Origin of the sequence: Oleiharenicola sp. Vm1 (assembly GCF_047777955.1) — a bacterium.
GTDB lineage: Bacteria > Verrucomicrobiota > Verrucomicrobiia > Opitutales > Opitutaceae > Didemnitutus.
In genome coordinates this window covers 401,675-426,276 of the sequence record NZ_CP180537.1, presented here as the reverse complement: position 1 = coordinate 426,276, position 24,602 = coordinate 401,675, and the positions used below count along the sequence as shown (strand labels likewise).

21 protein-coding genes and 1 pseudogene are annotated in these 24,602 nt (G+C 71.8%); 9 read left to right on the top strand and 13 right to left on the bottom strand.

The window, feature by feature from the left end:
• Nucleotides 1-67: 67 nt before the first annotated feature.
• From ACMYLB_RS02815 to ACMYLB_RS02805, 3 genes are all read right to left on the bottom strand, one after another.
• The gene (locus ACMYLB_RS02815) at nucleotides 68-817 is read right to left on the bottom strand and encodes an EF-hand domain-containing protein (RefSeq protein WP_415909462.1); all 750 of its coding nucleotides are present in this window, start codon (nucleotides 815-817) and stop codon (nucleotides 68-70) included.
• Between the two features lie 164 nt (nucleotides 818-981).
• Nucleotides 982-2,388 carry a sugar porter family MFS transporter gene (locus ACMYLB_RS02810; RefSeq protein ID WP_415909461.1) on the bottom strand — a complete coding sequence of 469 codons (1,407 nt, stop codon included), beginning with the start codon at nucleotides 2,386-2,388 and terminating at the stop codon, nucleotides 982-984.
• A gap of 5 nt (nucleotides 2,389-2,393) precedes the next feature.
• Nucleotides 2,394-2,675 carry a hypothetical protein gene (locus ACMYLB_RS02805; RefSeq protein ID WP_415909460.1) on the bottom strand — a complete coding sequence of 94 codons (282 nt, stop codon included), beginning with the start codon at nucleotides 2,673-2,675 and terminating at the stop codon, nucleotides 2,394-2,396.
• Nucleotides 2,676-2,802: 127 nt separating this feature from the next.
• Between ACMYLB_RS02805 and ACMYLB_RS02800 the strand changes: the two genes are divergently transcribed.
• The gene (locus ACMYLB_RS02800; RefSeq protein ID WP_415909459.1) at nucleotides 2,803-4,863 is read left to right on the top strand and encodes a carbon starvation CstA family protein; all 2,061 of its coding nucleotides are present in this window, start codon (nucleotides 2,803-2,805) and stop codon (nucleotides 4,861-4,863) included.
• Between the two features lie 142 nt (nucleotides 4,864-5,005).
• Here ACMYLB_RS02800 and ACMYLB_RS02795 read toward each other — a convergent pair whose 3' ends face one another.
• On the bottom strand, nucleotides 5,006-6,007 hold the full coding sequence (locus ACMYLB_RS02795) for a PEP-CTERM sorting domain-containing protein (RefSeq protein WP_415909458.1): 1,002 nt from the start codon (nucleotides 6,005-6,007) through the stop codon (nucleotides 5,006-5,008).
• Nucleotides 6,008-6,064: 57 nt separating this feature from the next.
• A complete protein-coding gene (locus ACMYLB_RS02790) occupies nucleotides 6,065-7,429 on the bottom strand; it encodes a class I SAM-dependent RNA methyltransferase (protein WP_415909457.1) in 1,365 nt (454 codons plus the stop codon).
• Nucleotides 7,430-7,496: 67 nt separating this feature from the next.
• Here ACMYLB_RS02790 and ACMYLB_RS02785 point away from each other — a divergent pair, with 67 nt between their 5' ends.
• Nucleotides 7,497-8,393 carry a TrmH family RNA methyltransferase gene (locus ACMYLB_RS02785; RefSeq protein ID WP_415909456.1) on the top strand — a complete coding sequence of 299 codons (897 nt, stop codon included), beginning with the start codon at nucleotides 7,497-7,499 and terminating at the stop codon, nucleotides 8,391-8,393.
• A gap of 177 nt (nucleotides 8,394-8,570) precedes the next feature.
• Here the strand turns inward: ACMYLB_RS02785 and ACMYLB_RS02780 are convergent, their stop codons facing one another.
• From ACMYLB_RS02780 to ACMYLB_RS02765, 4 genes are all read right to left on the bottom strand, one after another.
• The gene (locus ACMYLB_RS02780; protein ID WP_415909455.1) at nucleotides 8,571-9,689 is read right to left on the bottom strand and encodes an NAD-dependent epimerase/dehydratase family protein; all 1,119 of its coding nucleotides are present in this window, start codon (nucleotides 9,687-9,689) and stop codon (nucleotides 8,571-8,573) included.
• Nucleotides 9,686-11,371 carry a fatty acid CoA ligase family protein gene (locus ACMYLB_RS02775; protein WP_415909454.1) on the bottom strand — a complete coding sequence of 562 codons (1,686 nt, stop codon included), beginning with the start codon at nucleotides 11,369-11,371 and terminating at the stop codon, nucleotides 9,686-9,688. Before ACMYLB_RS02775 ends, ACMYLB_RS02780 begins: the two co-directional genes overlap by 4 nt.
• 80 nt (nucleotides 11,372-11,451) lie before the next feature.
• Nucleotides 11,452-12,564: a ribonuclease D gene (locus ACMYLB_RS02770; RefSeq protein ID WP_415909453.1), complete on the bottom strand. Its 1,113-nt coding sequence runs from the start codon at nucleotides 12,562-12,564 to the stop codon at nucleotides 11,452-11,454.
• 13 nt (nucleotides 12,565-12,577) lie between these two features.
• Nucleotides 12,578-13,480, bottom strand: coding sequence for a histone deacetylase family protein (locus tag ACMYLB_RS02765; protein ID WP_415909451.1), 903 nt, complete (start codon nucleotides 13,478-13,480; stop codon nucleotides 12,578-12,580).
• A gap of 99 nt (nucleotides 13,481-13,579) precedes the next feature.
• Here ACMYLB_RS02765 and queC point away from each other — a divergent pair, with 99 nt between their 5' ends.
• Nucleotides 13,580-14,284: a 7-cyano-7-deazaguanine synthase QueC gene (queC, locus tag ACMYLB_RS02760; RefSeq protein ID WP_415909450.1), complete on the top strand. Its 705-nt coding sequence runs from the start codon at nucleotides 13,580-13,582 to the stop codon at nucleotides 14,282-14,284.
• 29 nt (nucleotides 14,285-14,313) lie between these two features.
• Entirely contained in the window at nucleotides 14,314-15,006 is a 693-nt protein-coding gene (locus ACMYLB_RS02755) for a 7-carboxy-7-deazaguanine synthase QueE (RefSeq protein WP_415909449.1), read from the top strand.
• Here ACMYLB_RS02755 and ACMYLB_RS02750 read toward each other — a convergent pair whose 3' ends face one another.
• From ACMYLB_RS02750 to ACMYLB_RS02735, 4 genes and pseudogenes are all read right to left on the bottom strand, one after another.
• Entirely contained in the window at nucleotides 15,007-15,660 is a 654-nt protein-coding gene (locus ACMYLB_RS02750; protein ID WP_415909448.1) for an exopolysaccharide biosynthesis protein, read from the bottom strand.
• Between the two features lie 30 nt (nucleotides 15,661-15,690).
• Complete coding sequence (locus tag ACMYLB_RS02745) at nucleotides 15,691-16,713, bottom strand: TerC family protein (protein WP_415909447.1); 1,023 nt, start codon at nucleotides 16,711-16,713, stop codon at nucleotides 15,691-15,693.
• A 172-nt stretch (nucleotides 16,714-16,885) separates the two neighbouring features.
• Nucleotides 16,886-17,884, bottom strand: a complete 999-nt coding sequence (locus ACMYLB_RS02740) for a zinc-binding dehydrogenase (protein WP_415909446.1) — start codon at nucleotides 17,882-17,884, stop codon at nucleotides 16,886-16,888.
• Between the two features lie 61 nt (nucleotides 17,885-17,945).
• Nucleotides 17,946-18,658: pseudogene (locus ACMYLB_RS02735) on the bottom strand (TSUP family transporter).
• A gap of 239 nt (nucleotides 18,659-18,897) precedes the next feature.
• Between ACMYLB_RS02735 and ACMYLB_RS02730 the strand changes: the two are divergent.
• From ACMYLB_RS02730 to ACMYLB_RS02710, 5 genes are all read left to right on the top strand, one after another.
• Nucleotides 18,898-19,734: a two-component system sensor histidine kinase NtrB gene (locus ACMYLB_RS02730; RefSeq protein ID WP_415909445.1), complete on the top strand. Its 837-nt coding sequence runs from the start codon at nucleotides 18,898-18,900 to the stop codon at nucleotides 19,732-19,734.
• Nucleotides 19,734-20,351, top strand: a complete 618-nt coding sequence (locus tag ACMYLB_RS02725) for an ATP-binding protein (RefSeq protein ID WP_415909444.1) — start codon at nucleotides 19,734-19,736, stop codon at nucleotides 20,349-20,351. Before ACMYLB_RS02730 ends, ACMYLB_RS02725 begins: the two co-directional genes overlap by 1 nt.
• Entirely contained in the window at nucleotides 20,348-21,262 is a 915-nt protein-coding gene (locus tag ACMYLB_RS02720; protein ID WP_415909443.1) for an SDR family oxidoreductase, read from the top strand. The genes ACMYLB_RS02725 and ACMYLB_RS02720 overlap by 4 nt, the downstream gene beginning before the upstream one ends.
• A 45-nt stretch (nucleotides 21,263-21,307) precedes the next feature.
• Nucleotides 21,308-22,039: a lipoyl protein ligase domain-containing protein gene (locus ACMYLB_RS02715; protein WP_415909442.1), complete on the top strand. Its 732-nt coding sequence runs from the start codon at nucleotides 21,308-21,310 to the stop codon at nucleotides 22,037-22,039.
• Nucleotides 22,040-22,132: 93 nt separating this feature from the next.
• A complete protein-coding gene (locus tag ACMYLB_RS02710; protein ID WP_415909441.1) occupies nucleotides 22,133-24,262 on the top strand; it encodes a prolyl oligopeptidase family serine peptidase in 2,130 nt (709 codons plus the stop codon).
• Nucleotides 24,263-24,602 lie beyond the last annotated feature (340 nt).

The window sequence follows — 24,602 nt, the reverse complement described above, 5'->3', positions numbered from 1 at the left end:
ATGGGATGCGCGCTGCGGAAGAAGGGCCGTTGGGGGCTACCCAACGTAGCGACATCGGACACGGCCCCTACCTCATCGAGGGACGTATGCGGGAGCCCGCGGCGCGCTCAGGCTGTCGTCGCGATGTTGCTGCCGACGGCGGCTTCCTCGCTCGGCGAGCCGTCCGCGGCGTAGCGCGCGTGCGGCTCGCGCGCGGGCGCAGCTGCTCGAAGAGGCTCGTCAGCTCGTCTTTGCTGACGCTGCCGTCGCCGTCGGTATCGATCGCGGCGAAGAGTTTCTCGAAATCCGGCGTGGCGCCGGTCGCGCTCGTCGCGTCGGTCGACGGGTCGTTTTCCTCGGCCTTCTTCTTCAGCGCGGCGAGCAGCTCCTCGGCGGAGACCTTGCCGTCCTTGTCGGTGTCCATCGCGTCGAACACCTGCCCGGCCTCCTCGGCCGCGGAGGCGCCGCCCTGGCCGCCGCTCGGCGGCGGGCCGGGAGGCGGGCCGCCGGCGCCGCGCGGGCCCTGGGTGCCGCCGCCGGCGCCGGTGCCGGAGGCGCGCATCGCCTTGAAGGCGGTCTCGAACTCCGTGGCCGTGATGGCGCCGTCGCCGTCGCTGTCGGTCTGCTGGAAGATCGTCGCCGCGTCGGGCCGGCCGGCGGCGCTGGCGGCGTCGGTCTTGCCGAAGCGTTTTTCCATCGCGGTGGAAAACTCGTCCTGCGTGACCTTGCCGTCGCCGTCGCCGTCGAGGCGGGCGAACATTTTCTGGAGGAACTCGCCGGGATCGGGGCGAGCGAGGGCACCGGTGGAGTTCGCGGTGTTGATCGAGGGGATGCTCATGGGTGGTTGCGTTGTCGGTTGATTCGCCGGCGACGGAGGAACCGCCGCCGCCAACCTTCATCGTCACCGGCGCGCCAAAGCCGCAGCCGCCTGGCGGCGTAATTCCCCGCGCTCGTCCCGCCGCCGGCGCGTTTCGGCCCAGCGGCCCCTCGCGGCGGCGTTTTTCAGCGCGCGAAGCCGGCCTCGATCTCCTCGAGCGTGCGGCCCTTGGTCTCCGGCAGCCAGAGCGTCGCGACGAGGAAATAGCCCACGGTGCACGCCGCCCAGAACGCGAACATCGCCGCGTAGCCGTAGCGCGCCACCACGGGGAGGAACATGGCCGCGATCGCGGTCGAGATGCCCTGGTTGATCAGCAGGCCGATGCCCATGCCGAGCGAGCGGATGCGCGTCGGCATCAGCTCGGAGAGCGCGAGCCAGACGCACACGCCGGGCCCGGTGGCGAAGCCGGCCACGAACAGCATCAGGCAGGCGCTGACGAGCCCGCCGGTGGCGGGGCCCGCGGCGAGCGCGCCGGATTGCAGGCGCCAGAACACGACCGCCCCGGTCACCAGCGCCAGCGCGATGCCGCCGGTGCCGATCTGGAGCAGCGCCTTGCGGCCGAGCCGGTCGACCAGCACGAGGCCGACGGCCGTGAACGCGACGTTCACCGCCGTCACCCACGTCGCCTGCGTCGCCGCCGCCTCGGCGGCGAGGCCGGCGCGCTGCAGGATCACGACGAGGAACTGGAGGATGGAATTGATGCCCGTGGTCTGCGTGAGCCCGAGCACGGCGCAGGCGAGGACGAACGGCACGACGTAGCGCCGCTGCCACAGGCTGCCGGCTGCGGCCGCGCCGGCGCCGGCCCCGGCGGCGAGCGAGGCGCGCATCTCGGCGAACTCGCGGTCCGCTTCCTCCGCCGCGCGCGAGCGGGCGAGCGCGGCGCGCGCCGCGTCGACCCGCTGGCGGCGCAGCAGCCAGCGCGGCGACTCGGTCACGAGCAGCGTGCCGAGCAGGAACAGGGCGCCCGGCCACACCGCGGACAGGAACATCGCGCGCCACGCGCCGTCCTGCACCTCGCGCAGCGCCGCGGCGGTCGCCCCGGTGACGGCCTCGACCTGCGCGGTGTAGTGCCGGCCGACCGCCATCGCGATCAGGATGCCGAGGGTGAGGAAGAGCTGGAAGCAGGCCGTGCCGCGCCCGCGGATCGCCGCGGGCAGCGACTCGGCGAGGTAGAGCGGGATCACGACCGCGATCATGCCTGCGCTCAGGCCCTGCAGCGTCCGGCCGGCCAGCAGCGGCGCGAAGCCGTGCGCGGCCACGATCAGCGCGACGCTGGCGAGGAACACCACGCCGGCGGCGACCATGAGGCGCTTGCGGCCGATGATGTCGGCCAGCGCGCCGGCGACGAGCGACGACACCGTGCCGCCCGCCAGCACCGCGGCGACGACGAGGGATTCCTGCGCGGCGGTGAGCTGGATCGTCTTGTTGAGATAGAGCAGCGCGGCGCCGATGATGCCGATGTCGTAGCCGTAGAGAAAACCGCCGAGCCCGGCGATGCCGAGCAGGAGAACGCGATAGGCCGAGGGGGACATAAGAATCAGAACCGCGGCGCCGCGTGCGCCGGCGGCGGGACCGGCCCGCCGAGGATCCGCGCCCGCGTCGGCGCGAGCGCATCGCTGCCGACGCGCCCGACGTGCCCGCCCGCCGGCCCGCCGGCGCCAGGCCAGGCGAGCGGGACGCGGGCGTCGTGGGCGTGAGGCGCGCCGTGGTTCGTGCCGGCCGGCACGCGGTCGATCGCGCGGGCCGCGGCGAGGCGCGGGGCGGCGGCGGCGAACGGGGCCGGCAGGAGCGCGACGACGGACAGACGGAGCGGCTTCATGAACGAGGCGCGAGGGATAGAGGAAGCGCGGCGCAGCGCGACACGCATCTTGCGCCGCCGCGGCGGGGCGCGTTTTTCCTAGCCCGGCGGCAGGCGGCGTGTAAGGTCGCCGCACCCCTACCCCGCTATGGAGCCCCCACGCCCGCTCTCCTGGTTGCGCGTCGTCGTCTGGTTGCTGGTCGTCGCGCTCGGTGTCACCGCCTTCGCCGTCCTCGCCTGGACCCGCGACGAGCCCGTCAACGCGCTCTGGCTGGTCGTCGCCGCCGGCTGCGTCTTCGCGCTGGCGTGGCGCTTCCACAGCGCGTGGCTGACGGCGAAGGTGCTCACGCTCGACGAGACGCGCGCCACCCCCGCGGTGGTGAAGGAGGACGGGAAGGATTTCGTCCGCACGAACAAGTGGGTGGTCTTCGGCCATCACTTCGCCGCCATCGCCGGGCCGGGCCCGCTGGTCGGGCCGGTGCTGGCGGCGCAGTTCGGCTACCTGCCCGGCATGCTCTGGATCCTCGTCGGCGCCACGCTCGGCGGCGCGGTGCACGACTGCCTCATCCTGTTCTGCTCGACGCGCCGCGGCGGGCGCTCGCTCGGGCAGATGGTGCGCGACGAGGTCGGGCCCTTCGCGGGCTTCCTCGCCCTGGTCAGCGTGATCGCGATCATGACCATCCTGCTCGCCGTGCTCGCGCTGGTGGTGGTGAAGGCGCTGGCGGAGAGCCCGTGGGGCACGTTCACGATCGCGGCCACGATCCCGCTGGCGCTCGTGATGGGCCTCGCGCTGCGCGCGTGGCTGCCCGGCCGGATCGGGCTGGTGAGCGCGTTCGGCGTCGCCGGCCTGCTGCTGGCGGTGGCCGGCGGGCAATGGATCCACGGCACCGCGCTCGAGTCGTGGCTGACGCTGCGCGGCACCACGCTGGCGTGGTGGATCATGGGCTACTCGTTCGTCGCCTCGATCCTGCCCATCTGGCTGCTGCTCGCGCCGCGCGACTACCTGAGCACGTTCATGAAGATCGGCTGCGTGGCGCTGCTGGGCGTGGCGATCGTCATCCTCGCCCCGCACCTGAAGATGCCGGCGCTGACGAAGTTCATCGACGGCTCCGGGCCGGTGTTCGCGGGGCCGGTGTTCCCCTTCTGCTTCATCACCATCGCGTGCGCGGCGGTGTCGGGCTTCCACTCGCTCGTGGCGTCGGGCACGACGCCCAAGATGCTCGAGCGCGAGAGCCACATCCGCGTGGTCGGCTACGGCGGCATGATCACGGAGATGCTCGTAGGCATCATGGCGCTGATCGCCGCCTGCGCGATGGAGCCGGGCGAGTATTTCGCGATCAACCTGAAGGGCGACGTCGCGGCGGTGACGCAGCAGGTCACGGCGCTCGGCTTCCCCGTCACGGCGGCGCAGATGACCGAGCTCGCCGCCTCCGTCGGCGAGCACACGATGGTGGGCCGCACCGGCGGCGCGCCGACGTTCGCGGTCGGCATGGCGCACATGTTCGCCGGCGTGCTCGGCAGCAAGGCCGCCGCGGCGCTCTGGTATCACTTCGCGATCATGTTCGAGGCGCTGTTCATCCTCACGACGCTCGACGCCGGCACGCGCGTGGGGCGGTTCCTGGTGCAGGACCTGCTCGGCTACGCCTGGAAGCCGCTGGGCGACACGCGCTCGGCCGCCGGCAACTGGCTCGCCACGGCCGTCTTCGTGGCGGCGTGGGGCTGGTTCCTCTACCAGGGCGTGATCGACCCGCTCGGCGGCATCAACTCGCTCTGGCCGATCTTCGGCGTGGCCAACCAGCTGCTCGCGGTCATCGCCCTGGCGCTCGGCACCACCGTGCTGATCAAGATGGGCCGCGCCCGCTACGCGTGGGTGGCGCTGGCGCCGCTGGCGTGGCTGCTGAGCGTGACGATGACGGCCGGCTGGATGAAGATCTTCGCCGCGGACCCGCGCCTGGGCTTCCTCAGCGCCGCGGAGGCGCTGCAGCGGCAGATCGCCGCCGGCGGCTCGGCCGCGCAGCTGGCCCAGTGGCAGCGCCTGCTGACGAACAACTACGTCAACGCCGCCGTGACCGGCGCGTTCCTCGTGCTCGTGGTGCTGGTCGTCCTCGCCTGCGCGCGGGTCTGGGTGCAGCTGCTGCGCGGCCGCCGCGCCGCCGACCTGCGCGAGGAGCCCTACGTGCCGCTCGGCGAGGCGGCGCCGGCGAAGTAGGGCCGGCTTCCGCCGGCCCCGCGGGATGGCCCTGGGGAGAGTTCGTTCGCCGGCCGCGGCGACTTCCCCCCAAAAATCAGGCGCCGGGGTGAACCGGCGCCTTCAACTTTAACGGCCTGACGATCCCGGCGGGATCGGGGCGTTAGCGCATAGGTGCGTTGTTTAGGGCGCGGCGCCGCCACAGGGCGGTGAGCAGCGCCAAAGAGCCGAGCAGGGCCGCGTAGGTCGACGGCTCGGGGATCGACGAGGCGAGCGCGATGCCGATGTTGCCGTCGGACCACGAGGAGTTCGTGTAGGTGGCGAGCACGTAGTCGTCGTTGCCCGCCGTGCCGTCGAAATTGAAGGCGGACGTCCCGGCGTAGCTCCAGGAGGTGCTCTGGCCGGTGAAGCCGGGGTTGCTGCCGGCGTAGATGTCGAAGTTCAGGCCGCCGAGGGTGACGCCGGCGCCGGCGCTCTTCTGCAGGCGCGCGACGGCGTCGTCGGGCTGGTTGAGGCCGTTGGCGGCGAGGAACGCGCTGGGCAGGTAGGCGTAGAACGAGGCGGCGGCGCCGTTCTGGCCCGCGGCGTTGAGGCCGGCGACATAGGTGGAGCCGGCGTAGTTCTGGAGCGGGTTGACGTCGCGCCAATACATGTCGGTGCGGAAGACGGTGCCGTTGAAGTTGTAGGAGCCGCCGGTCACGATCATCAGGCCGAAGGCGCTGGTCAGCGCGTTGCCCGTCGTGTCGGAGGCGGACGCCACCGGGTTGACGGTCGAGGCCGTGAGCGAGAGCGTGCCGCCGCTGTAGCTGTAGCTGGTGAGCGCGCCGCCGGTGTAGGCGATGTATTTCGGCACGCTGCTCAGGCCGGTGAAGGTCAGCGTGACGCTCGTGTTGGCGCCGATGGCCGCGACGTCGTAGTGGGCCGCGGTGGTCGGGGTGGAGGCGCTGGCCAGGCCGAAGGCGAACGTGTTGGCATCGAGCTGGGCCGTGCCGAAATAGACGCCGGTCGAGGTGACGCCGCTGTAGAGCAGGCCGCCGGTCTGATCGCCCTGGAACGTGCCGCCCGTGCCCCAGGAGGAATGCGTGACGTCGAGCGTCTGCGCCGGACTCGCCGCCGCGAGACCCAGCCCGATCGCGATACCGGCCCATCCGCGGATGATTTTCATGGCGGGATTATCCTCCCGTTTGCCCGCCCGGCTCCGCGCGGGTTGGCATGAAAATCTTTACGCCAAGCGATGCGCAGTGCGGCGCAGCGTGATCACGCACTCGAGGTGGCGCGTCTGCGGGAAGAGGTCGAAGGGCTGCACCGCCGTCAGTTCATAGCCGGCGGCGAGGAAGCTCTTCAGGTCGCGCATCTGCGTGGCCGGGTCGCAGGAGACGTAGACGACCGCGCGCGGGCCGAAGGTGAAGAGCTGGGCGAGGAACGACTCGTCGCAGCCCTTGCGCGGCGGATCGATCACCACCGCGGTGTCGGCCGGCGCGAAGGACGCGTCGAGTCCGGCGAAGATCGTGGCCGCGTCGCCGGTGGAGAAGGTGGCGTTGGCGATGCCGTTGGCGGCGGCGTTCTCGCGCGCGAACCGCACCGAGGTCTCGCTCACCTCCACGCCCGCCACGCGCTCGAAGGCCGGCGCGCAGCTCAGCGCGAACAGGCCGCTGCCGCAGTAGGCGTCGACGAGGAGGCGGGCGCCGCTGGCCCGGGCCTGCTCGCGCACGTAGCCGGTGAACGCCGGGAGGATGAACGGGTTGTTCTGGAAGAAGTCGCGGGCGAGGAAGTGGAGCTTCAGGTCGCCGACCTTCTCGTGGATCACGGCGTCGTAGTCGGTGATGACGCCCTCCTGCGCGTGGCGGAGGAGGAGCGTGGCGTCGCGCTTGAACTCGCCGGCGGCGAGCCGCTGGCGCGTCCGCGCGCGGACCGCGGGGAGCTGGGCGTTGATCTCGGGCGTGGCGATGGGGCACGCCGGCACGTCGACCAGCTCGAAGCGCGTGCCCTGCTTGAGGAAGCCGATCGGCGTCTCCGCCGCGGGCGGCGTGCGCGGATCGTCGGGGCGGCCGACGTGGAAGTGCGGCGTGATCTTCGAGCGGTAGCCGAACTCGCGCGGCGAGCCGATGACGGGCGCGACCGGGAACTCGACGTCCGCCATGTGCCGCAGCAGCTCCTCGACCTGCCGGCGCTTCCAGGCCAGCTGCTCGGCGTAGGTCAGGTGCTGGTATTGGCAGCCGCCGCAGCGGCCGAAGAGCTCGCAGCGCGGCGCGATGCGGTGCGGCGAGGGCGTGAGCACCTCGAGCAGGTCGGCCTCGGAGAAATTCTTGTGGTTGCGGTAGACGCGGACCTTCACGCGCTCGCCGGGCAGCGTGAACGGCACCATCACGACCCAGCCGGACGAATTTTGGATTTTGGATTCCCGATTCTCGATTTCCGTGCCCGCGACTTCCGGGGTGCGCGTGGGGCTCGAGGATGGGGCGGTGGGCAACTGCACGCGCCCGAGGCCGACGCCGAGATTCGTGAGCGTGGAAATTTCCAGCTCGAGCTCGGTGCGATACGGGAAGGGATGGTCGTTGAATTTCTTGTTTCGGCCCACGGAACACACAGAACACACGGAAGGGGGCGGTAAAAGGAAATTGCTGAGGCTCTTTTCCGTGTCTTCCGTGTGTTCCGTGGGCCTCCTCCCCGAAAAGATCACCAGCCTCCAGAATCCGCGCGTGAAGCAGCTCGTGCGCCTGCGCGAGCGGCGCGAGCGCGACGAGCTCGGGCTGTTCCTCGTCGAGGGTTACCGCGAGGTGCGGCGGGCGCTGGAGAAGGGCGTGCAGCTGAAGGAGCTTTATTTCTCGCCCGACTGGTTCTTGGGCGAAAACGAGCCGGCGCTGATCGAACAGGCGCGCACGGCGGGGGCACAGCTGTTCGAGCTGTCGAAGGACGCCTTCGCCAAGTGCGCCTACCGCGAGCGCCCCGACGGCCTGCTCGCCGTCGCGCCGCAGTGGAAGCGCACGCTCGACGACTTGGAGCAGATTGTAGGGCGGGGTCTCCCGACCCCGCCTGCTCCTGGAACGCAGACCGCAACGGCAGGCGCGGCGGGGTCAGGAGACCTCGCCCTACAGCGTCCGCCGTTCCTGCTTGTCTGCGAATCGATCGAGAAGCCGGGCAATCTCGGCACGATCCTCCGCAGCGCCGACGCGGCGGGTTGCGACGCGCTGATCCTGTGCGATGCGGTGACGGACCTCTTCAACCCCAACGTCGTGCGCGCGTCCACCGGCGTGCTGTTCTCCGTGCCGGTCGTCGTCGCCGACTCCCCCACCGTGCACGCGTGGCTGAAGGCGAAGGGCATCCGCACCGCCGCCACCACGCCGCACACCGACAATCTCTACACGCAGACCGACCTGCGCGGTCCGCTCGCCGTCGTCATGGGCAGCGAGCAGTATGGCTTGAGCGAGTTCTGGATGAAGGGCGCCGACGTGCTCGTGCGCATCCCGATGGCGGGCCAGGCCGACTCGCTCAACGTCGCGATGGCGACGATCATCACGCTCTTCGAAGCCGTGCGGCAGCGGAACGGGTGAGGCGCGTCTGGCGCGGGCTCGGACGGCAGGGGCCGTTGCCCTCAACGTCCCTTCCGGATCGTCGCGCGAGCCGCGGTGCCAGCGAGGGCGGTTGAGGACCAGCGCCCCGGCGCCCGCAACACAGCCACCCACTCGTTCAAGGACGGTTGGGACAACCGCCCCTGCCCGCGCCCGAAATCAGCATTCGTTCCCCGCGCGGTAATGCGCGATCAGCTCCGCCGTGCCGGCGGCCATCGTCACGCGGGGCGCGTAGCCGAGGTCGCGGCGGGCGGCGTCGATCCGGAACCAGTGGTCGGTCGCCAGCTCCTTCACGACGAAGCGGGTCGTGGGCGGCTCGCCTTTCAGCGGCAACACGCGCCAGAGCAACTCCAGCACGCCGGCGGCGCGGTAGGCGGTCGCGAGCGAGACGTGCTTCGTCGCCGGCGGCTCGCCGAGGCCGCGGAGGAGCTCGTTGATCCAGTCCCAGAGCACGACCGGCTCGCCGTTGGTGATGAAGTAGGCGCGGCCGCGCGGATCGCGTGCGCCGCTCGCAGTGTAACCTAATAGGTTACATTTTCTGTCAGTGTCCCTAGCGGAGTCGGAGGGACTGTAACCTAATAGGTTACAAACCGGGCGCGAACCGGGCGGGTAATCGGCGTGGGCGAGGGCGTGTTCGGCGAGGAGGTGGGCGTCGACGACGTTGGTGATGTGGGTGCAGTCGACGAGGTTGCGGCCGGGGCCGATGATCTTGAGCCGGCCGCGGCGGGCGAGCTGGCGCACGCGCGGGATGATGTTGCGGTCGCCGGGCCCCCAGACGAGGTGCGGACGGAGCGAGACGGTGGCGAGGGCGGCGTCGTTGGCGGCGGTGACGAGGCGCTCGGCGGCGGCCTTGCTCGTCGGGTAGGCGCAGGGCGCTTGGGTGCAGAGCGGGGCGGATTCGTCGACGCCGGCAAGGTCGCCGCCGTGGAAGACGACGCTGGGCGAACTGGTGTAGACCAGCCGCGGCACGCGCGCGGCGCGGCAGGCGGCGAGCACGTGGCGCGTGCCCTCGACGTTGACGCGGAAGAAGTCCTCGTCCGGCCCCCAGACGCCGACGCGGCCGGCGACGTGGAAGACCGTGCCGACGCCCTCCATGCCGCGGGCGAGCGCGGCGGGGTCGGCGAGGTCGCCGGGGACGACGCGGGCGCCGAGTCTTTCCAAGTCGGGCAGCGGGCGGCGGGCGAGCACGCGGACTGCGCGGCCGGCGGCGAGGAGGCGCTGGGCGAGCTGGCCGCCGATGAAGCCGCTGGCTCCGGTGATGAAGACGGCGGCGTTCATCGCTTCAGGGCCTCGGCGGGCACGTCGCGCTTGTCGAGCTCGTAGGCGGTGTGGTTCTCGGCCCACCGCGTGAGCGCGAGGCGATGGATCTTGGCGTTGTGGCGGACGTCGACGGGAAAGGCCGGGTGCAGGAACGCGAGGCGGATGCGGTCGGTGTGGCGGCGGCCGGCGCCTAGGGCGCGAAGCTCGCGCACGAGCTTGCGGCGCAGCGAGGGCGTGGCGACGACCTCGCGCGAGACCGGCTCGGCCACGATGGCGGGGCGCTGCTCGCCGCGGGCGCCGAGGCCGATGAGGGCGGTGCGACGGACGTCCGGGTGCTGGTTGAAGATCGGCTCGACCTGGTCGGGGAACAGGATGCCCTCGCGCATCTCGACGCGCTCGGCCTTGCGGCCGACGAACCACAGGCGGCCCTGGACGTCGCGGTAGCCGGCGTCGCCCAGGCGGTGCCAGACGCGCGCGCCGTCGGCGATCTTGGCCGCGGCGGTGGCCTCGGGCAGGGCGTCGTAGAGCTTGGTCACGACCGGGCCGCAGACGATGATCTCGCCGATCTCGCCCGGCGGGAGCTCGCGGGCGGCGGCGAGGGTGGCGAGCGGGGCGTCGGTGAGCGCGACGATCTTCACCTCGATCCCGGGCACGGGGCGGCCGACGCAGGTGCCCTCGCCGGCGAGCGAGGCGATGCTGGTTTCGCCCAGCACCTCGGGCGCGGCGATGGAGGCGATCGGCAGCGACTCGGTGGCGCCGTAGGGGCTGTGCGCGGTGCCGTGCGGCAGCAGCGCCTGCACGTCGGCGAACAGCGCGGGCGGCACCGGCGCGCCGGCCATGAGCACGCGCCGCAGCGTCGGCAGCGTGACGCCCTCCGCCCGCGCGTGCGCGGCGATCTTGCGCCAGAGGGTCGGCGAGCCGAAGGAGTTCGTCACCCGCTCCTGCTGGATGGCCTGGAGGATCTTCGCCGGATCGACCGTCGCGGGACGCGAGGGATCGATCTCGGGCACGACGGTGGTCATGCCCAGCGCGGGGTTGAAGAGAGCGAAGATCGGCAGCATCGGCAGGTCGACCTCGCCCGGCTGGATGCCGTAGGTGTCGCGCACGAGCCGCACCTGCGCGTCGAACATGCCGTGCTCGTAGCACACGCCCTTGGGCGCGCCGGTGGAGCCGCTGGTGAACAGCACCGCCGCCAGATCAGCGGCGCTGCTGTTCACCATTTTCGATTTTTGATTCTCGATTTTGGATCGGGGAGCGCGAGCGGTCGGAGAGCCGCTGACCCAGACGCGGACCTCGACGGAGGCGAACGCCGCGCGGAAGACGTGGCTGAAGAGCTGCGCCAGCGGGATGCCGAGGAGCACGCGCGGGCGCGAGCGGGCGACGCAGGCGAGGAAGCTCGCGCGGCCCATGCCGGGGTCGATGATGACCGGCACGGCGCCGAGCTTGAAGAGGGCGAAGGCCGCGGCGATGAGCGGCAGGCCCTGGCGCACCATGACGAGCACGCGGTCGCCGCGACGCACGCCCTGGGCGGTGAGGTGGGCGGCCCAGGCGTCGACCTCGGCGTCGAGTTCGCGGAAGGAGAGCGTGAGGTAGTCGATGCGCCCGCCGGTGCGGCCGCGCGGGATCTTCACCGCGGGGTGGTCGGGCTGGCGGGCCGCCATCAGCGGCAGGTGGCGGGCGATGTTGGCCGATTCGGTCATCTCGGTTGGGGCGGCCGGCGGCGCAGGCCGGGCCCGGGCAACTCCGGGGTCGGCGCGCGCCGCGGGGCCGATCGCAGGCGTCAGCTTTTCCAGGCGGGTTCGGAGCGCAGCAACTCGGCCTGCCACGGCAGCAGCACCTCGGCGATCGTGGCGGGGCTGCGCGCGATCTGCACGAGCTGGGAGCGGGTGGCGATCATGGTCGGGTCGAGATTCAGGCTCTGGGCGAGGCGGTCGCGGTCGGCCTTGATCCGGTCCTGGCGGGCGAGTTCCTCGGGGGTGAGCGGGGCGAACTCGCGGCGGCGCTCGCGGCGCGGCAGGGAGCGCGGGTCGGTGGCGAGGCCGTGGCGGACGGCTTCGGCGAGGCTCGGGTAGAGGCGGTCGTGGCGGCGGCCGAGGTGAACCTTGAGCACGTCCGCGAGCGGCAGGCCGTCGTCGGCGGCGCGGGCGACGCGCATGAGCATTTCGTTGCCGGTGACCTTGAAGGGCGGGGTGTCGAGCTTCTCGGCCCAGCGCTCGCGCCAGTGCCAGACCTGGTAGAGCACGGCGAGGCCGCGGCCGCCCAGCTTCTCGGCGCCGCCGACGCGCCAGGAGTTCTCGTCGGGGCCGGCGAAGCCCTCGCCGGCGACGTCGATCTGCCACTGGCATTTCTGCCGGAGCCACTCGACGCGGCCGAGCGCGGCGAGCTGGGCGGTGAGCTGGTCGCGCAGGCCGGGCAGGAAGTGCACGTCCATCGCGGCGTAGTCGAGCATGTCGCGGTCGAGCGGGCGCTGCGACCAGTTGGCCTTCTGGTGGTCCTTGTCGAGCTTGACGCCGAAGTGCTGCTCGAGGAGCGCGGCGAGACCGAAGCGCGGGATGTTGAGCAGCTGGGCGGCGAACATGGTGTCGAACAGGCTGCGCGGCCGGAAGTCGCACAGTCCGCGCAGCAGGCGCAGGTCGTAGTCGCTGCCGTGCATCACGAGGTGCTTGGCGGCGAGGCGCGGCCAGAGCGGCTCGAGCGGGAGCGCGGCGAGCAGGTCGACGAGGAAGATCTCGTCGCCGGCGAGGATCTGCAGGAGGCAGACCTTCGTGCGGTAGCGGAAGAGGTTGTCGGCCTCGGTATCGAGGGCGATTTCGTCGACGCGATCGAGCGCGGCGTAGAGCGGCGCCAGTTGGTCGGCCTGATCGAGGAGGCGGTAATGCGGAACGGTATGCACGCGGCGGAGAGGGTTACTGGTCCCAGGCGGTGAGAAAGGCGTCGATGAGTTGGGGGAGCTGGTCGCTGTAGCCGCCCTCGAGCACGGCGGCGGCGGGCAGGCCGCTCTGGCGGAGCCAGCGGCCGAGGGTGGCGAAATCGTCGAGGGCGAGCGTCATCTCGGTGATCGGGTCGCCTTCGAAGGCGTCGAAGCCGGCGGAGACGAGGACGAGGTCGGGCTTGAAGCTCAGCACCGCCTCCCAGGAGCGGGCGAGCTCGGCCAGGTGCAGCTCGCGCGGGGTGTGCGGCTTCACCGGGAAGTTGCGGCAGTTGACGGTGGAGCGCGTGCCGGTGCCGGGGTAGCCGGGGCTCTGGTGCACGGAGGCGAAGAAGGTGCCGGGCTTGCCCTCGAGGATGTCCTCGGTGCCGTTGCCGTGGTGGGCGTCGAAGTCCCACACCGCCACGCGCACGCCGCGGTCGGCCTGGGCCTCGAGCGCGGCGACGGCGATCTGGTTGAGGTAGCAGAAGCCCATTGCCTGGTTGCGCGTGCAGTGGTGGCCGGGCGGGCGCATCAGGGCGAAGGCCCGCTGTCCCGTCAGCGCGGCGTGGGCGGCGTCGAGGGCCGCGGCGACGGCGCGGCGCGCGTGCCGGGCGATGTCGGGGAAGTGCGGTGTGTCCTCGTCGATGTCGCCCGGCTCCTCGATGCGCTTGAGCAGCGCCGGCGTGTGGGCGCGCCGCAGCGCGGCTTCGTCGAGGGGCCCGGCACGCGCCAGTCCCAGGCGGGATGGGCGGTCTGCAGGTGCGGGACGGTGCGGGCGACGCGCGCGGGCTGTTCCGGCCGCATGTGCGAGCCATAGCCAACGCAGGAGGGATCGTGAAAGAGGAGCATTGAACTGTGTCCGCCTACGGACGGAAGGGAGCCCGGAGAGAAAACCCAAACGGCGGGCGCCGCAAGGCCGGAGTGACTCCGGAGCGGGCGCGCCGACCGGCGATATTTTGGTGGGATTTTGCGCGGTTTTGTGGCCAATCCTTGGGCGATGAAAGTCGTCGTGCTCTGCTCCGGCGGGATGGACTCCGTGACCGCGCTCCACTGGGCGCGGCGGGAGCACGACGTGCGCGCGGTGCTGAGCTTCGACTACGGCGCCAAGCACAACGCCCGGGAGCTGCCCTTCGCCGCGGCGCACGCGCGGGCGCTCGGCGTGCGGCACGAGGTGGTGCCGCTGGCGTTCATCGGCGAGCATTTCGCCTCGGACCTGCTGCAGCGCGGCGGCGACATCCCGGAGGGGCACTACGCGGACGAGAACATGAAGCGCACCGTCGTGCCGTTCCGCAACGGCATCATGCTGGCGGTGGCGGGCGGCTTCGCCGAGAGCGTCGGCGCGGAGGGACTCGTGATCGCGGCCCACGGCGGCGACCACGCCATCTATCCGGACTGCCGGGAGGATTTCATGCGCGCGATGGGCGAAGCGCTGCGGCTCGGCACGTATGCGGGCATCCAGCTGCTGCGGCCGTTCATCGCCCTGCACAAGGGCCAGATCGCGGCCGCGGGCGCGCGGCTCGGCGTCGACTTCGCGCAGACCTGGTCGTGCTACAAGGGCGGCGCCGTGCACTGCGGCAAATGCGGGACCTGCGTCGAGCGCCGCGAGGCCTTCCAGCAGGCCGGGCTGGCCGACCCAACGGTCTACGCGTCCACACCGCCGCTGCCCGCCGGGCCGCCCCACCCCGACCGCTCCGGCCGCTGACCGCCGAGCGCTGCCGGCCCACCGCGACGATGCTCATCTCCGAAATCTTCCACTCCATCCAGGGCGAGGGCGAACTCACCGGCGTGCCGTCGGTGTTCGTGCGCACGAGCGGCTGCAACCTGCGCTGCAACTGGTGCGACACGCCCTACGCCTCCTGGTCGCCCGAGGGCACGACGATGACGGTCGACGCGATCCTGGCCGCGGTCGCGCGCTACCCGGCGAAACACGTCGTGCTCACCGGCGGCGAGCCGATGATCGCGCCCGAGATCCACGAGCTGGCGTTCCAGCTCAAGGAGCGCGGCTATCACGTCACGATCGAGACCGCCGCCACCGTCCCGCCGCGCGGCATCGCCTTCGACCTCGCCTCGCTCAGCCCGAAACTCGCCCACTCCGCGCCCGACGCGCGGCTCGACGACACCTGGCGCCGGAAGCACGAGGCGCTCCGCCGCCAGCCCGAGGCGATCGCGGCGTGGATCGCGGCGGGCGACTACCAGCTGAAGTTCGTCGTCCGCGACGAGGCCGACGTGGCCGAGATCGAGGAGCTGCTGCGCGACACGCTCTGCGTCGTCCCGCCGCACAAGGTCCTCCTCATGCCCGAGGGCACGACGCTCGAGGGCCTGCGCGCGCGCGCCGGCTGGCTGAGCGAGCTGTGCAAGGCCCGCGGCTACCGCTACGCGCACCGGCTGCACGTCGAGCTCTACGGCAACCGGCGCGGCACCTGATCAGCCGGCGAAGCGCTCGAGGATCCGTCGGACCGTCTCGACGATCACGGTCGCCCAGAAGGCGAAGTAGCCGACCGTGAGCACGAACAGCGCGTGGCCGGCCGCGATGCCGAAGCCGTCGCGCTCGAGCACGCTCATGGTCAGGATCACGATCACCAGCGCCGGCAGGGTGTTGGTCAGCGGCGGCACCGGCGGCAGCGGCAGGAGCAGCAGCACCGCGGCCGCGGCCACGACCAGCGTGTGCAGGCGGATTTTCCAGCGGGCATCGGTCAGCCAGTCCCAGCGCGGGCGCAGCTGGCGCTCGATCCAGCCGACCACCTTGCTGCCGGCCTCGAGCACCCGGGCGAAGAACCGCGGCGGCAGCCGCACCGCCCGCAGTCGCGCCGGCAGCCACGGCGGCAGGCCGGCGGCGAAGCGCAGGGAGAGGATGAGCACCACCAGCCCGAACGGGGTCGACATGCCCGGGATCGTGATCGGCGAGCAGAACGGCAGGCAGCAGATCACGATCAGGAGCGCCGAGGCCCTCGCCCCGAGTTTTTCCATCACCTCGCCGACCGTCACCGCGTGGTCGCTGAAGGCGACGGAGAGCGCGTGCAGGTCGTCCGAGAGGCGGCGTAGCGGATCGGACGTGGAGGCGGGCGAGGAAAAGGGCACAGGCGAAATCTGCTCCGGGACGCCGCGCGCTCAAGCGCGGTTTGCCGCCGCCTCCGCACGGGGCGGAAACAGCACCGAAGCGAGGATCGCCGCGCCAAGCAGCGCACCGATGATACCGAGCGACCAGCCGATGGGGAACTTGCCCCCGAAGACGTCGTTCAGCCACGCCATCTTCAGGCCGACGAACACCAGGATGAGGCCGAGGCCGTATTTGAGGAAACGGAACCGGTGCATGACGCCCGCGAGCAGGAAGAACAGCGCGCGCAGGCCGAGGATGGCGAAGATGTTCGAGGTGAAGACCACCAGCGGCTCCTTGGTCAGCGCGAAGATCGCCGGCACGCTGTCGACGGCGAAGACGATGTCGGTCACCTCCACGAACACGAGGCAGACCAGCAGCGGCGTCGCGTGCCACACCCCGTCGATCCGGGTGAAGAAGCTCTGGCCGTGCAGCTGCGGCGTGACCGGCACCAGCCGGCGGAGCAGGCGGATGAGCGGGTTCTTCTCGGGCTCGATCGGCTTCTCGGGGGCGAAGAGGATCTTGAGGCCCGTCAGCACGAGGAAGGCGCCGAACACCCAGATCACCCAGTGGAACTTCATCAGCACGGCGCCGAGGCTGATGAAGATCACGCGGAAGATCAGCGCGCCGAGGATGCCGAAGAACAGCACGCGGTGCTGGTATTTCGGCGGCACGGCGAAGTAGCCGAACACGACCACGAAGACGAAGATGTTGTCCACCGAGAGCGACTTCTCGACCACGAACCCGGTGAGGTATTCCAGTCCCGTCTGCCGGGCCAGCGCCGCATGGTCGAGCCCGGCCAGCCGCGGATCGAGCGGGAAGCGGTGCAGCGCGTAGGCGTAGAGCCCGTAGCCGAAGGCGAGCGCCAGCGCGATCCAGACGGCGCTCCAGCCCAGGGCCTCCTTGAGCCGCACCTCGTGGGCGTCGCGGTGAAACACCCCGAGGTCGAGCGCGAGCATGCCCAGCACGAAGAGCGTGAAGAGTCCGTAGAACCACCAGTAGTCGGCGAAGGGGAAAAGAGTGAGCGATTCCGTCATGGCGAAGGCGCCGAGATTCCGGGCCGACCGCGCGGCCGCAAGCCGGACTGGCGTGGAAAAGCCCGGCGGTTTTCCAGCCGGACCGGACGGCGGCGCGCCCGGCTCCGCGGAGGTCTTCTCCCGCGCGGGGAGGCCCCGCGCCGGCGGGACTTCCGCCGGACGGCGCGGCCGCTCAGAGCTTCAGCACGATCTTCCCGAACTGCGCCGCCGCCTCCAGGTGCCGCAGCGCCGCCTCCGTCTCCGCCAGCGGGAAAACCCGGTCGACCGTCGGCACGAGCTGCGCGGACGCGACGAGTGCCGTCATCCCCGCAAAATCCACCGGCGAACCCATCGTCGTGCCGAGCACGTTGATCTGGCGGAAAAAGCACTTCCGCATCTCGAACAGCTTCGGGTTGCCCGCCGTCGCCCCGAAGAACGCGATCCGCCCGCCGGGCTTCGTGCAATCGACGAGCTTCGTGAAGCCGTCGCCGCCCGCGCTGTCGATGACGACGTCGAACGCGCCGCCCGCCGCCCGGAGCAGCTGCTCGCTCCAGTCCGCGTCGCGGTAATTCACGCCGCCGCGCGCGCCGAGCGCCTGCGCCCGTGCGAGCTTCTCCGGCGCGCCCGAGGTCACCCAGACCTCCGCGCCGGCCGCGCGGGCGAATTGCAGCGCGAAGAGCGCCGCGCCGCCGCCGATGCCGGTCACGAGCACGCGCTCGCCGGCGCGCAGCTGCGCCCGGGTGAACAGCGCGCGCCACGCCGTCAGCCCGGCCAGCGGCAGCGCCGCCGCCTGCTCCCAGGTCAGGTGCGCCGGCTTCGGCGCGAGATTCGCCACCGGGATCGCGATCTGCTCCGCGAAGGTGCCGGCGTCGGGCAGGCCGAGGATGCGGAAGGCCGGCCCCTGCGCCCGCGGATCGCTGCCCCAGTCGAGCGCGGGATTGATGATCACCTCGCGCCCGATCCACGCCGCGTCCGCCTCGCGGCCGACCGCGACCACGACGCCCGCGCCGTCCGAGCCGGGCGTCACCGGCAGCGCGATGCCGGGATACAGCCCCTGCTGGATGAACACGTCGCGATGGTTCAGCGCCGCCGCCCGGAGCTGCACCACCGCCTGCCCGGGCGCCGCGACCGGCGCGGGCAGTTCGCGGAGGACGACCGGTTGCTTCACGGCGACGATTTGGACGGCTTTCATGCCCCGAAGCATGGGCGCAACCGCCGGCGATGCAAACTCCCGCCGCGAGCGCCGCCGGGCGTCACTGCACGTAGTGCTGGTAGATCAGCTTCCCGATCGTGAGCGTCGCCATCACGAGGAAGATCGGCCGCACGAAGCGCGCGCCGCGGGTCAGCGCTAGGTGCGCGCCGAGCCGGCCGCCCAGGACCTGCCCCGCGGCGAGCGCCAGGCCCGGCCCGGGCACCACCGCGCCGGCGGCGGCGAAGAACGCGAGCGCCGCGGCGTTGCTGGTGAGGTTCATCACCTTGGTGTGCGCCGCGGCCTTCACGAAATTGTGTCCCAGCAGCATCACGAACGCGATGGTCCAGAACGACCCGACGCCCGGCCCGAAGAAGCCGTCGTAGAAACCGAGCGCGAGGCCGAACAGGGCGTAGAACGCCGGCGGCTCCATCCGGTGCTGCCGGTCCGTCTCGCCGAGCCGCGGACGGAAGACCAGGTAGACGATGATCGCCGCCAGCAGCCCCGGGATGGCGCGGCCGAGCAGCGCCGGATCGAGCCGGCGCACGGCGAACGCCCCCGCCAGCGCCCCGAGCGCCGTGAAGAGCACGCCGCGCCCGCACTCGCGCACGTCGACCGCCCCTGGCGCGCGAAGCTCCACGTGGCCGACGCCGTGCCGAAGACCGACCCGAGCTTGTTCGTGCCCAGCGCCAGCGGCGCGGGCAGCCCGGCCCCGAGCAGCGTGGGCAGCGTGATCAGGCCGCCGCCGCCCGCGATCGCGTCGACCGTGCCGGCCACGAGGCCGGCGGTGAAGAGCAGGGCGTAATGGGCGCCGGTGAGTTCGGGGAGCACGCCGTTTTATTCCGCGGCCGGCCGCGCGGGGAAAGCCCGAAACGCGCGCCCCGCCCGCCACGCAGGCTTTGACACCGCGCGCCCGCGCCCGCCAAATCACGCCCGAGCCCGGCCCGCTTCCGCATGCCCCCCGAAAGACCACTCCCGCCCCTGCGGCGCCTGCCGCCGTCCCCGCGCCCGCCGCGGTGGCGCTGCTGGAGTCGTTGCCCGAGGCGGCGATCCTCACCCGCGACCAGTGGGACGGGGCCGGCGTCGAGATCGTCGCCGCCAACGCCCGCTTCGCCGCGCTCACCGGCTACGCGCGCGAGGCGCTGGTCGGCCGCAACACCCGCCTGCTCCACGGCCCCAAGACCGAGATCATCCCCTGCGCGCCGGCGGCTCCATCCCCCGCGCCTCCTCGTCGGCGAGAGCTGGCTGCATCGCCAGGACGGCACGCCCTTCTTCGCCAGCTGGCACTTCTCCCCGTCGAGCCGGGCCTGCAGGTGGCGGTCTTCCGCGACCTCTCCGAGCTGCGCCGGCTGCGCGAGGCGATGTTCCACTCGCAGAAACTCGACACCGTCGGCCAGCTCGCCGGCGGCACCGCGCACGACTTCAACAACCTGCTCTCGATCATCAACGGCTACTGCGAGATCATGCGCGGCAAGCTCGCCGCCGCGCCCGCCGCCCAGAAGGACCTCGAGGAGATTCACCGCGCCGGCCAGAAGGCCGCGCGCCTCGCCCGCCAGATCCTCGAGTTCAGCCGCCGCCAGGACACCGAGGTCCGCGTGGTGAACCCGAACACCCTCATCCGCGAGATCGCCGAGATCCTCCGCCGCGTCGCCGGCGACGCCGTGAAGGTCGAGCTGCGCCTCGCCTCCGACCTCGGCAACACCCGCATCGACCCGACGCAGTTCCAGCAGGTGCTGTTCAACCTCTGCTTCAACGCCCGCGATGCCATGCCGCAGGGCGGCAAGCTCACCGTGCGCACCGCCAATCACGCGCAGGCCACCGCCGCCCCGGCCTGCCGCCGGGCGCCTACGTGATGATCCAGGTGACCGACACCGGCACCGGCATGGACGCGGCGACGCTCAGCCGCGTCTGGGAGCCGTTCTTCACCACCAAGGCCCACGGCACCGGCCTCGGCCTCCCCATGGCCTTCGCCGTCGTGCGCAGCTGCGACGGACACATGACCGTGCGCAGCACGCCGGGCGCCGGATCGACGTTCGAGATCTTCCTGCCCGAGACCGCGGAGCAGGAACAGGTCTACAGCACCGTCATCCCGTCCCTGCCCGGCGCCCGCGGCTCGGAAACCCTCTGGATCGTCGAGGACGACGAGGTGCTGCGCAAGATGGTCAGCGGCATCCTCGCCGTGGACGGCTACCGCGTGCAGGAATTCGCCCGTGTCGCCGACGCCCTTGCCCGGGCCGGCAAGGGCACCGCGCCGCACCTGCTGCTGCTCGACGCCAGCGAGACCGACGCGGTCAAGCTCGGGCGCGCGCTGCGCGAGCGCAATCCGCAGCTCAAGCTGCTGGCGGTCTCCATCGATTCGCCGGCCTCCGCCCTGCGCGACTTCCCGCCGCGCTCCTTCGCCCATCTGCCCAAACCCTTCGCCCTGAGCACGCTCCTCCGCTCCGTGCGCGGGCTGCTCGACACGCGATGAAGCTCCTGCTCACCGGCGCGTCCGGTCTGCTCGGCGCCGCCGTCGCGCGCGCCGCCGCGGCCCAGGGCGACGAGGTCGTCGGCGTCGTCGGCCGCTGGCCGGACCCGGTCCCGGGCGTCGCCCGGCAAGTCGCGCTCGATCTCGCCGAACCGGCGGCGGTCGTCGCCCTCGTCCAGGCGACGCGCCCGCAGGCGATCCTCAACTGCGCCGCGCTCGCCGAGCCGGCCGCCTGCGACGCCGCACCCGCCCTCGCGCAGCGCGTGAACGTCGACCTGCCCGCCGCGCTCGCCGCCGCGGCGCGCGCGCAGGGTGCGCGCTTCGTCCACGTGTCGAGCGAGCAGGTCTTCGACGGCGCCGCGCCGCCCTACGCCATCGCGTCGCCCGTGAATCCCCTGCACCGCTACGGCCGCCAGAAGGTCGAGTCCGAGCGCGCCGTGCTCGCCGCCGATCCGGGCGCCGCGGTCGTGCGCGCGCCGCTGATGTCCGGCAACAGCCTCGGGGGCCGCCGCAGCGTGCACGAGAAATTCCTCGAGGCGTGGTCGGCCGGGAAGACGATGCGGCTCTTCACCGACGAGATCCGCGCCGTGTGCAGCGCCGAGAGCACGGCGGCCGCGCTGCTCGAGCTCGCGGCGCGCCCAGACCTGGCGGGCGTGCTCCACTGGACCGGCGCCGAGCCCGTCTCGCGCTGGGAGATGGGCCGCGCGGTCTGCGCGCACTTCGGCTTCCCGGAAAACTGGATCGAGCCGGTGCCCCGCGCCGCGCTGCCGGAGTTCACCGCCACGCGCCCCCGCGACCTCACCCTCGACCTCGCGCCCCTCGACCGCGTGCTGCGCGTGAAGCCGGAGCGCTTCGCCGCCGCCGTCGCCCGGCTGGTGCTGCCGGCGTGGTGGCGCGGCGCCGGCCGGCGCTAACGCGGATTGGACACCGCCGCCGCGCTGCGTAAACGTGGGCCGACCATGAGCGCCAGCCCCTCCCTGCACATCCTGCCCGTCCGCACCGCGGGCGCCGCCGAGAACATGGCGGTGGATTTCCTCCTGCTCCAGCGCTACCCGGAGCCCGCGGCGGCGCGCTTCCGCCACTACGAGTGGCGCGGCCCGGCGTTCACCTTCGGCTTCAGCCAGAAGATCGCCTTCGTGCGCGAGCAGCTCGCGGCGGACCTGCCGGCCGACCTCTGCCGCCGGCCGACGGGCGGCGGCATCGTCGACCATCGCCACGACTGGACCTACGCGCTCGTCATCCCGCGCGGCCACCCGCTCGAGGAGGCGCGCGCCACGCAATCCTACCGCGCGGTGCACGAGTGTCTGGCGGCGACGCTCGCGGCGCTGGGCCAGCCGGTGGAGCTGAAGGCCGTGTGCGAGCCGCCGCCGGAGGGCGCCGCCTGCCCGCCGGGACCGGGCGTGTGCTTCCAGCGCGCGGAGCTCTTCGACGTCGTGAACCCGCGCACCGGCGCCAAGGTCGCCGGCGCCGCGCAGAAGCGCAACAAGCACGGCCTGCTCTTCCAGGGCTCGATCGAGAAAAGCAGCGTCGGCGCGCTCGACTGGGACGACTTCGGCGCGCGCTTCGCCGCCGCGCTCGCGCAGGCGCTCGGCGCCGCGGCGACCGAGACGCCGTGGCCGGAGCTGGCCGAGGACGAGGTCGGCGGCCTGATCGAGCAATACTCGTCGCCCGAGTGGATCGAGTATCGCTGAAAGCGCGGCGTTGGCGCGCCGGCGCACACCGTTCGTCGCTTCGCGCCGCAGCGGCTTTGACTCGCGCCCGGCGTTGGGTTTGCTCGCGCCAGAATGAAAATCCCTCGCGTTGTCGCGTTTCTCCTCACGCTGGCGCTCGCGGTGGCCGCAGTCGCGGCCGACAAGCGTCCGCTCACGCCGCAGGACCTCTGGGCCATCAAGCGCCTCGGCAGTCCCGCCCTCTCGCCCGACGGCAAGACCGTGGTGTTCACCCAGCAGGAATGGTCGATCGAGAAGAACAAGAGCACGTCCAACCTCTGGCTCGCCGACGTCGCCACCGGCACGGTGCGCCGCCTGACGACGGCGGCGGCCGGCGACAGCTCCCCGGTGTGGAGCCCCGACGGCACCCGGATCGCGTTCACCTCGAAGCGCGGCGACGACGAGGCGGCCTCGCTCTACGTCATCCCGTTCGGCGGCGGTGAGGCCGAGAAGATCCTCGAGCTGCCCGGCGGCGTCTCGAATCCCAAGTGGCTGCCCGATGGCCAGGGCCTCGTGGTCGCGACCACCGTCGTGCCCGAGCTGGCCGGCAAGCTGGCCAAGGCGGACCTCGCCGCGATGAAGCAGGAACTGAAGCGCCGCAAGGAGTCGAAGATGACCGCGAAGGTCACCGAGAACCGCCAGTATCGCTACTTCGACCACTACCTCGTCGACAGCGCCGCCAACCGCCTCGTGCGCATCGACCTCGCGACGAGGGCGATCCAGGACCTGACCCCGCAGGTCGACCGCCTCTTCACCGTCAGCGGCGATGTGAACTACGAGATCTCGCCCGACGGCAAGAGCCTCGCCCTCGAGTTCAACTCCACCCCGCCGCCCTACCGCGACTTCCCCAACGCCGACATCTACCTGGTGCCGACCGACGGCTCCGGCGCGATGACCAACCTCACGCCCGAGAACAGGGGCGACGACAGCTCGCCCACCTGGGCGCCCGACGGCCAGGGCATCTACTTCACCCGCACCGAGACGCCCTACTACTCGGGCGAGTTCGCCAAGGTCTGGCGCCACGACCTCGCGGCGCACCGGAACGTCCCGATCACCGACGCGCTCGACTACTCGATCGACGACCTGCAGGTGTCCGACGACGGCAAGACGCTCTGGCTCTCCGCCGAGGACCGCGGCGTCGTGCCGATCTTCAAGGCCAACGCCGACGGTTCGGGCTTCACCGCCGTCTACCGCCAGGGCACGTCGACCGGCGTGCGCGCGGCCCGCGACACGATCGTGTTCCTCAACGACACCACCTCGCGTCCGGCCGAGCTCTTCGTGCTCGACGCCGCCACCGGCACGGCGCGCCAGCTCACGCACGTGAACGACGCCTTCATGGCCCAGCTCGACCTCGGCCGGGTCGAGAGCTACACCTTCGCCGGCGCCGGCGGCGCCGAGATCCAGGGCTGGCTCGTCTTCCCGCCCGGCTACGACGCGGCGAAGCAATATCCGCTCGTCCAGCTCATGCACGGCGGCCCGCACACCATGTGCCGCGACAGCTGGAGCTACCGTTGGAACACCCATGTCTTTGCCGCGCCCGGCTACGTCGTCACCTGGGTCAACCGCCACGGCTCGACCGGCTTCGGCGAGGAGTTCTCCCGCAGCATCCTCAACCAGTGGGGCGACATGCCGTTCGAGGACATCATGCGCTCGACCGACTACCTGCTCGACCGCTTCAAGAACCTCGACCCGCAGCGCCTCGCCGCCGCCGGTGCCAGCTACGGCGGCTACATGGCCGCCTGGGTGCTCGGCCACACCGACCGCTTCAAGGCCATCATCGACCACGCCGGCGTGAACGACAGCTACGCCCAATACGCCACCGACGTCCCGCACGGCTTCCCCGAGGTGATGGGCGGCAAGCCCTGGGACAACCTCGAGGGCATGCAGCGGCAGAACCCGATGTTCTACGCGAAGAACTTCAAGACCCCGACCCTCGTCCTCCACGGCGAGATCGACTACCGCGTGCCCTACGGCAACGGCCTCGAGCTCTACGGCGTGCTGCAGGCGATGGGCGTGCCCTCGCGCCTGGTCGTGTTCCCGGACGAGAACCACTGGGTGCTCCACCCGCAGAACGCGATCTACTGGCACTGGGAGATGCAGCACTGGCTCAGCCGCTACATCGGCGGCCAGCCTGCGCTGGAGAAGCCGAACTTCGACGCCGAAAAGAAGCCCGAGGAAAAGAAGGACGCCGCGCCCAAGGCCTGAGGCATCCGTTGCAGGGCGGGGTCTACCGACCCCGCCGCTTCACCGCGGCGGCATGATATCCCAAGGCGGGGTCCGGAGACCCCGCCCTACAGGCCGCGGCGCCGCAGCGGGCAGACCGGTAGAGGCGCTTGTCCCAAGCGCCCTGGTGCGGACCGCAACGCGACCGAGGGGCGGTCGAGGACAACCGCCCCGACCTTCCACGAGGCACCCCTCGGCGGTGAGTCGTGTTTTCGCTTCGCCGCCGGCCGCGCCAAAACAAAAGAGCCGGTCTTGCGACCGGCTCCGAAATCTTTGCGCTCGTTGCGCGGCGGCGCCACGGACCGTGGCGCGCCCGGCGGAC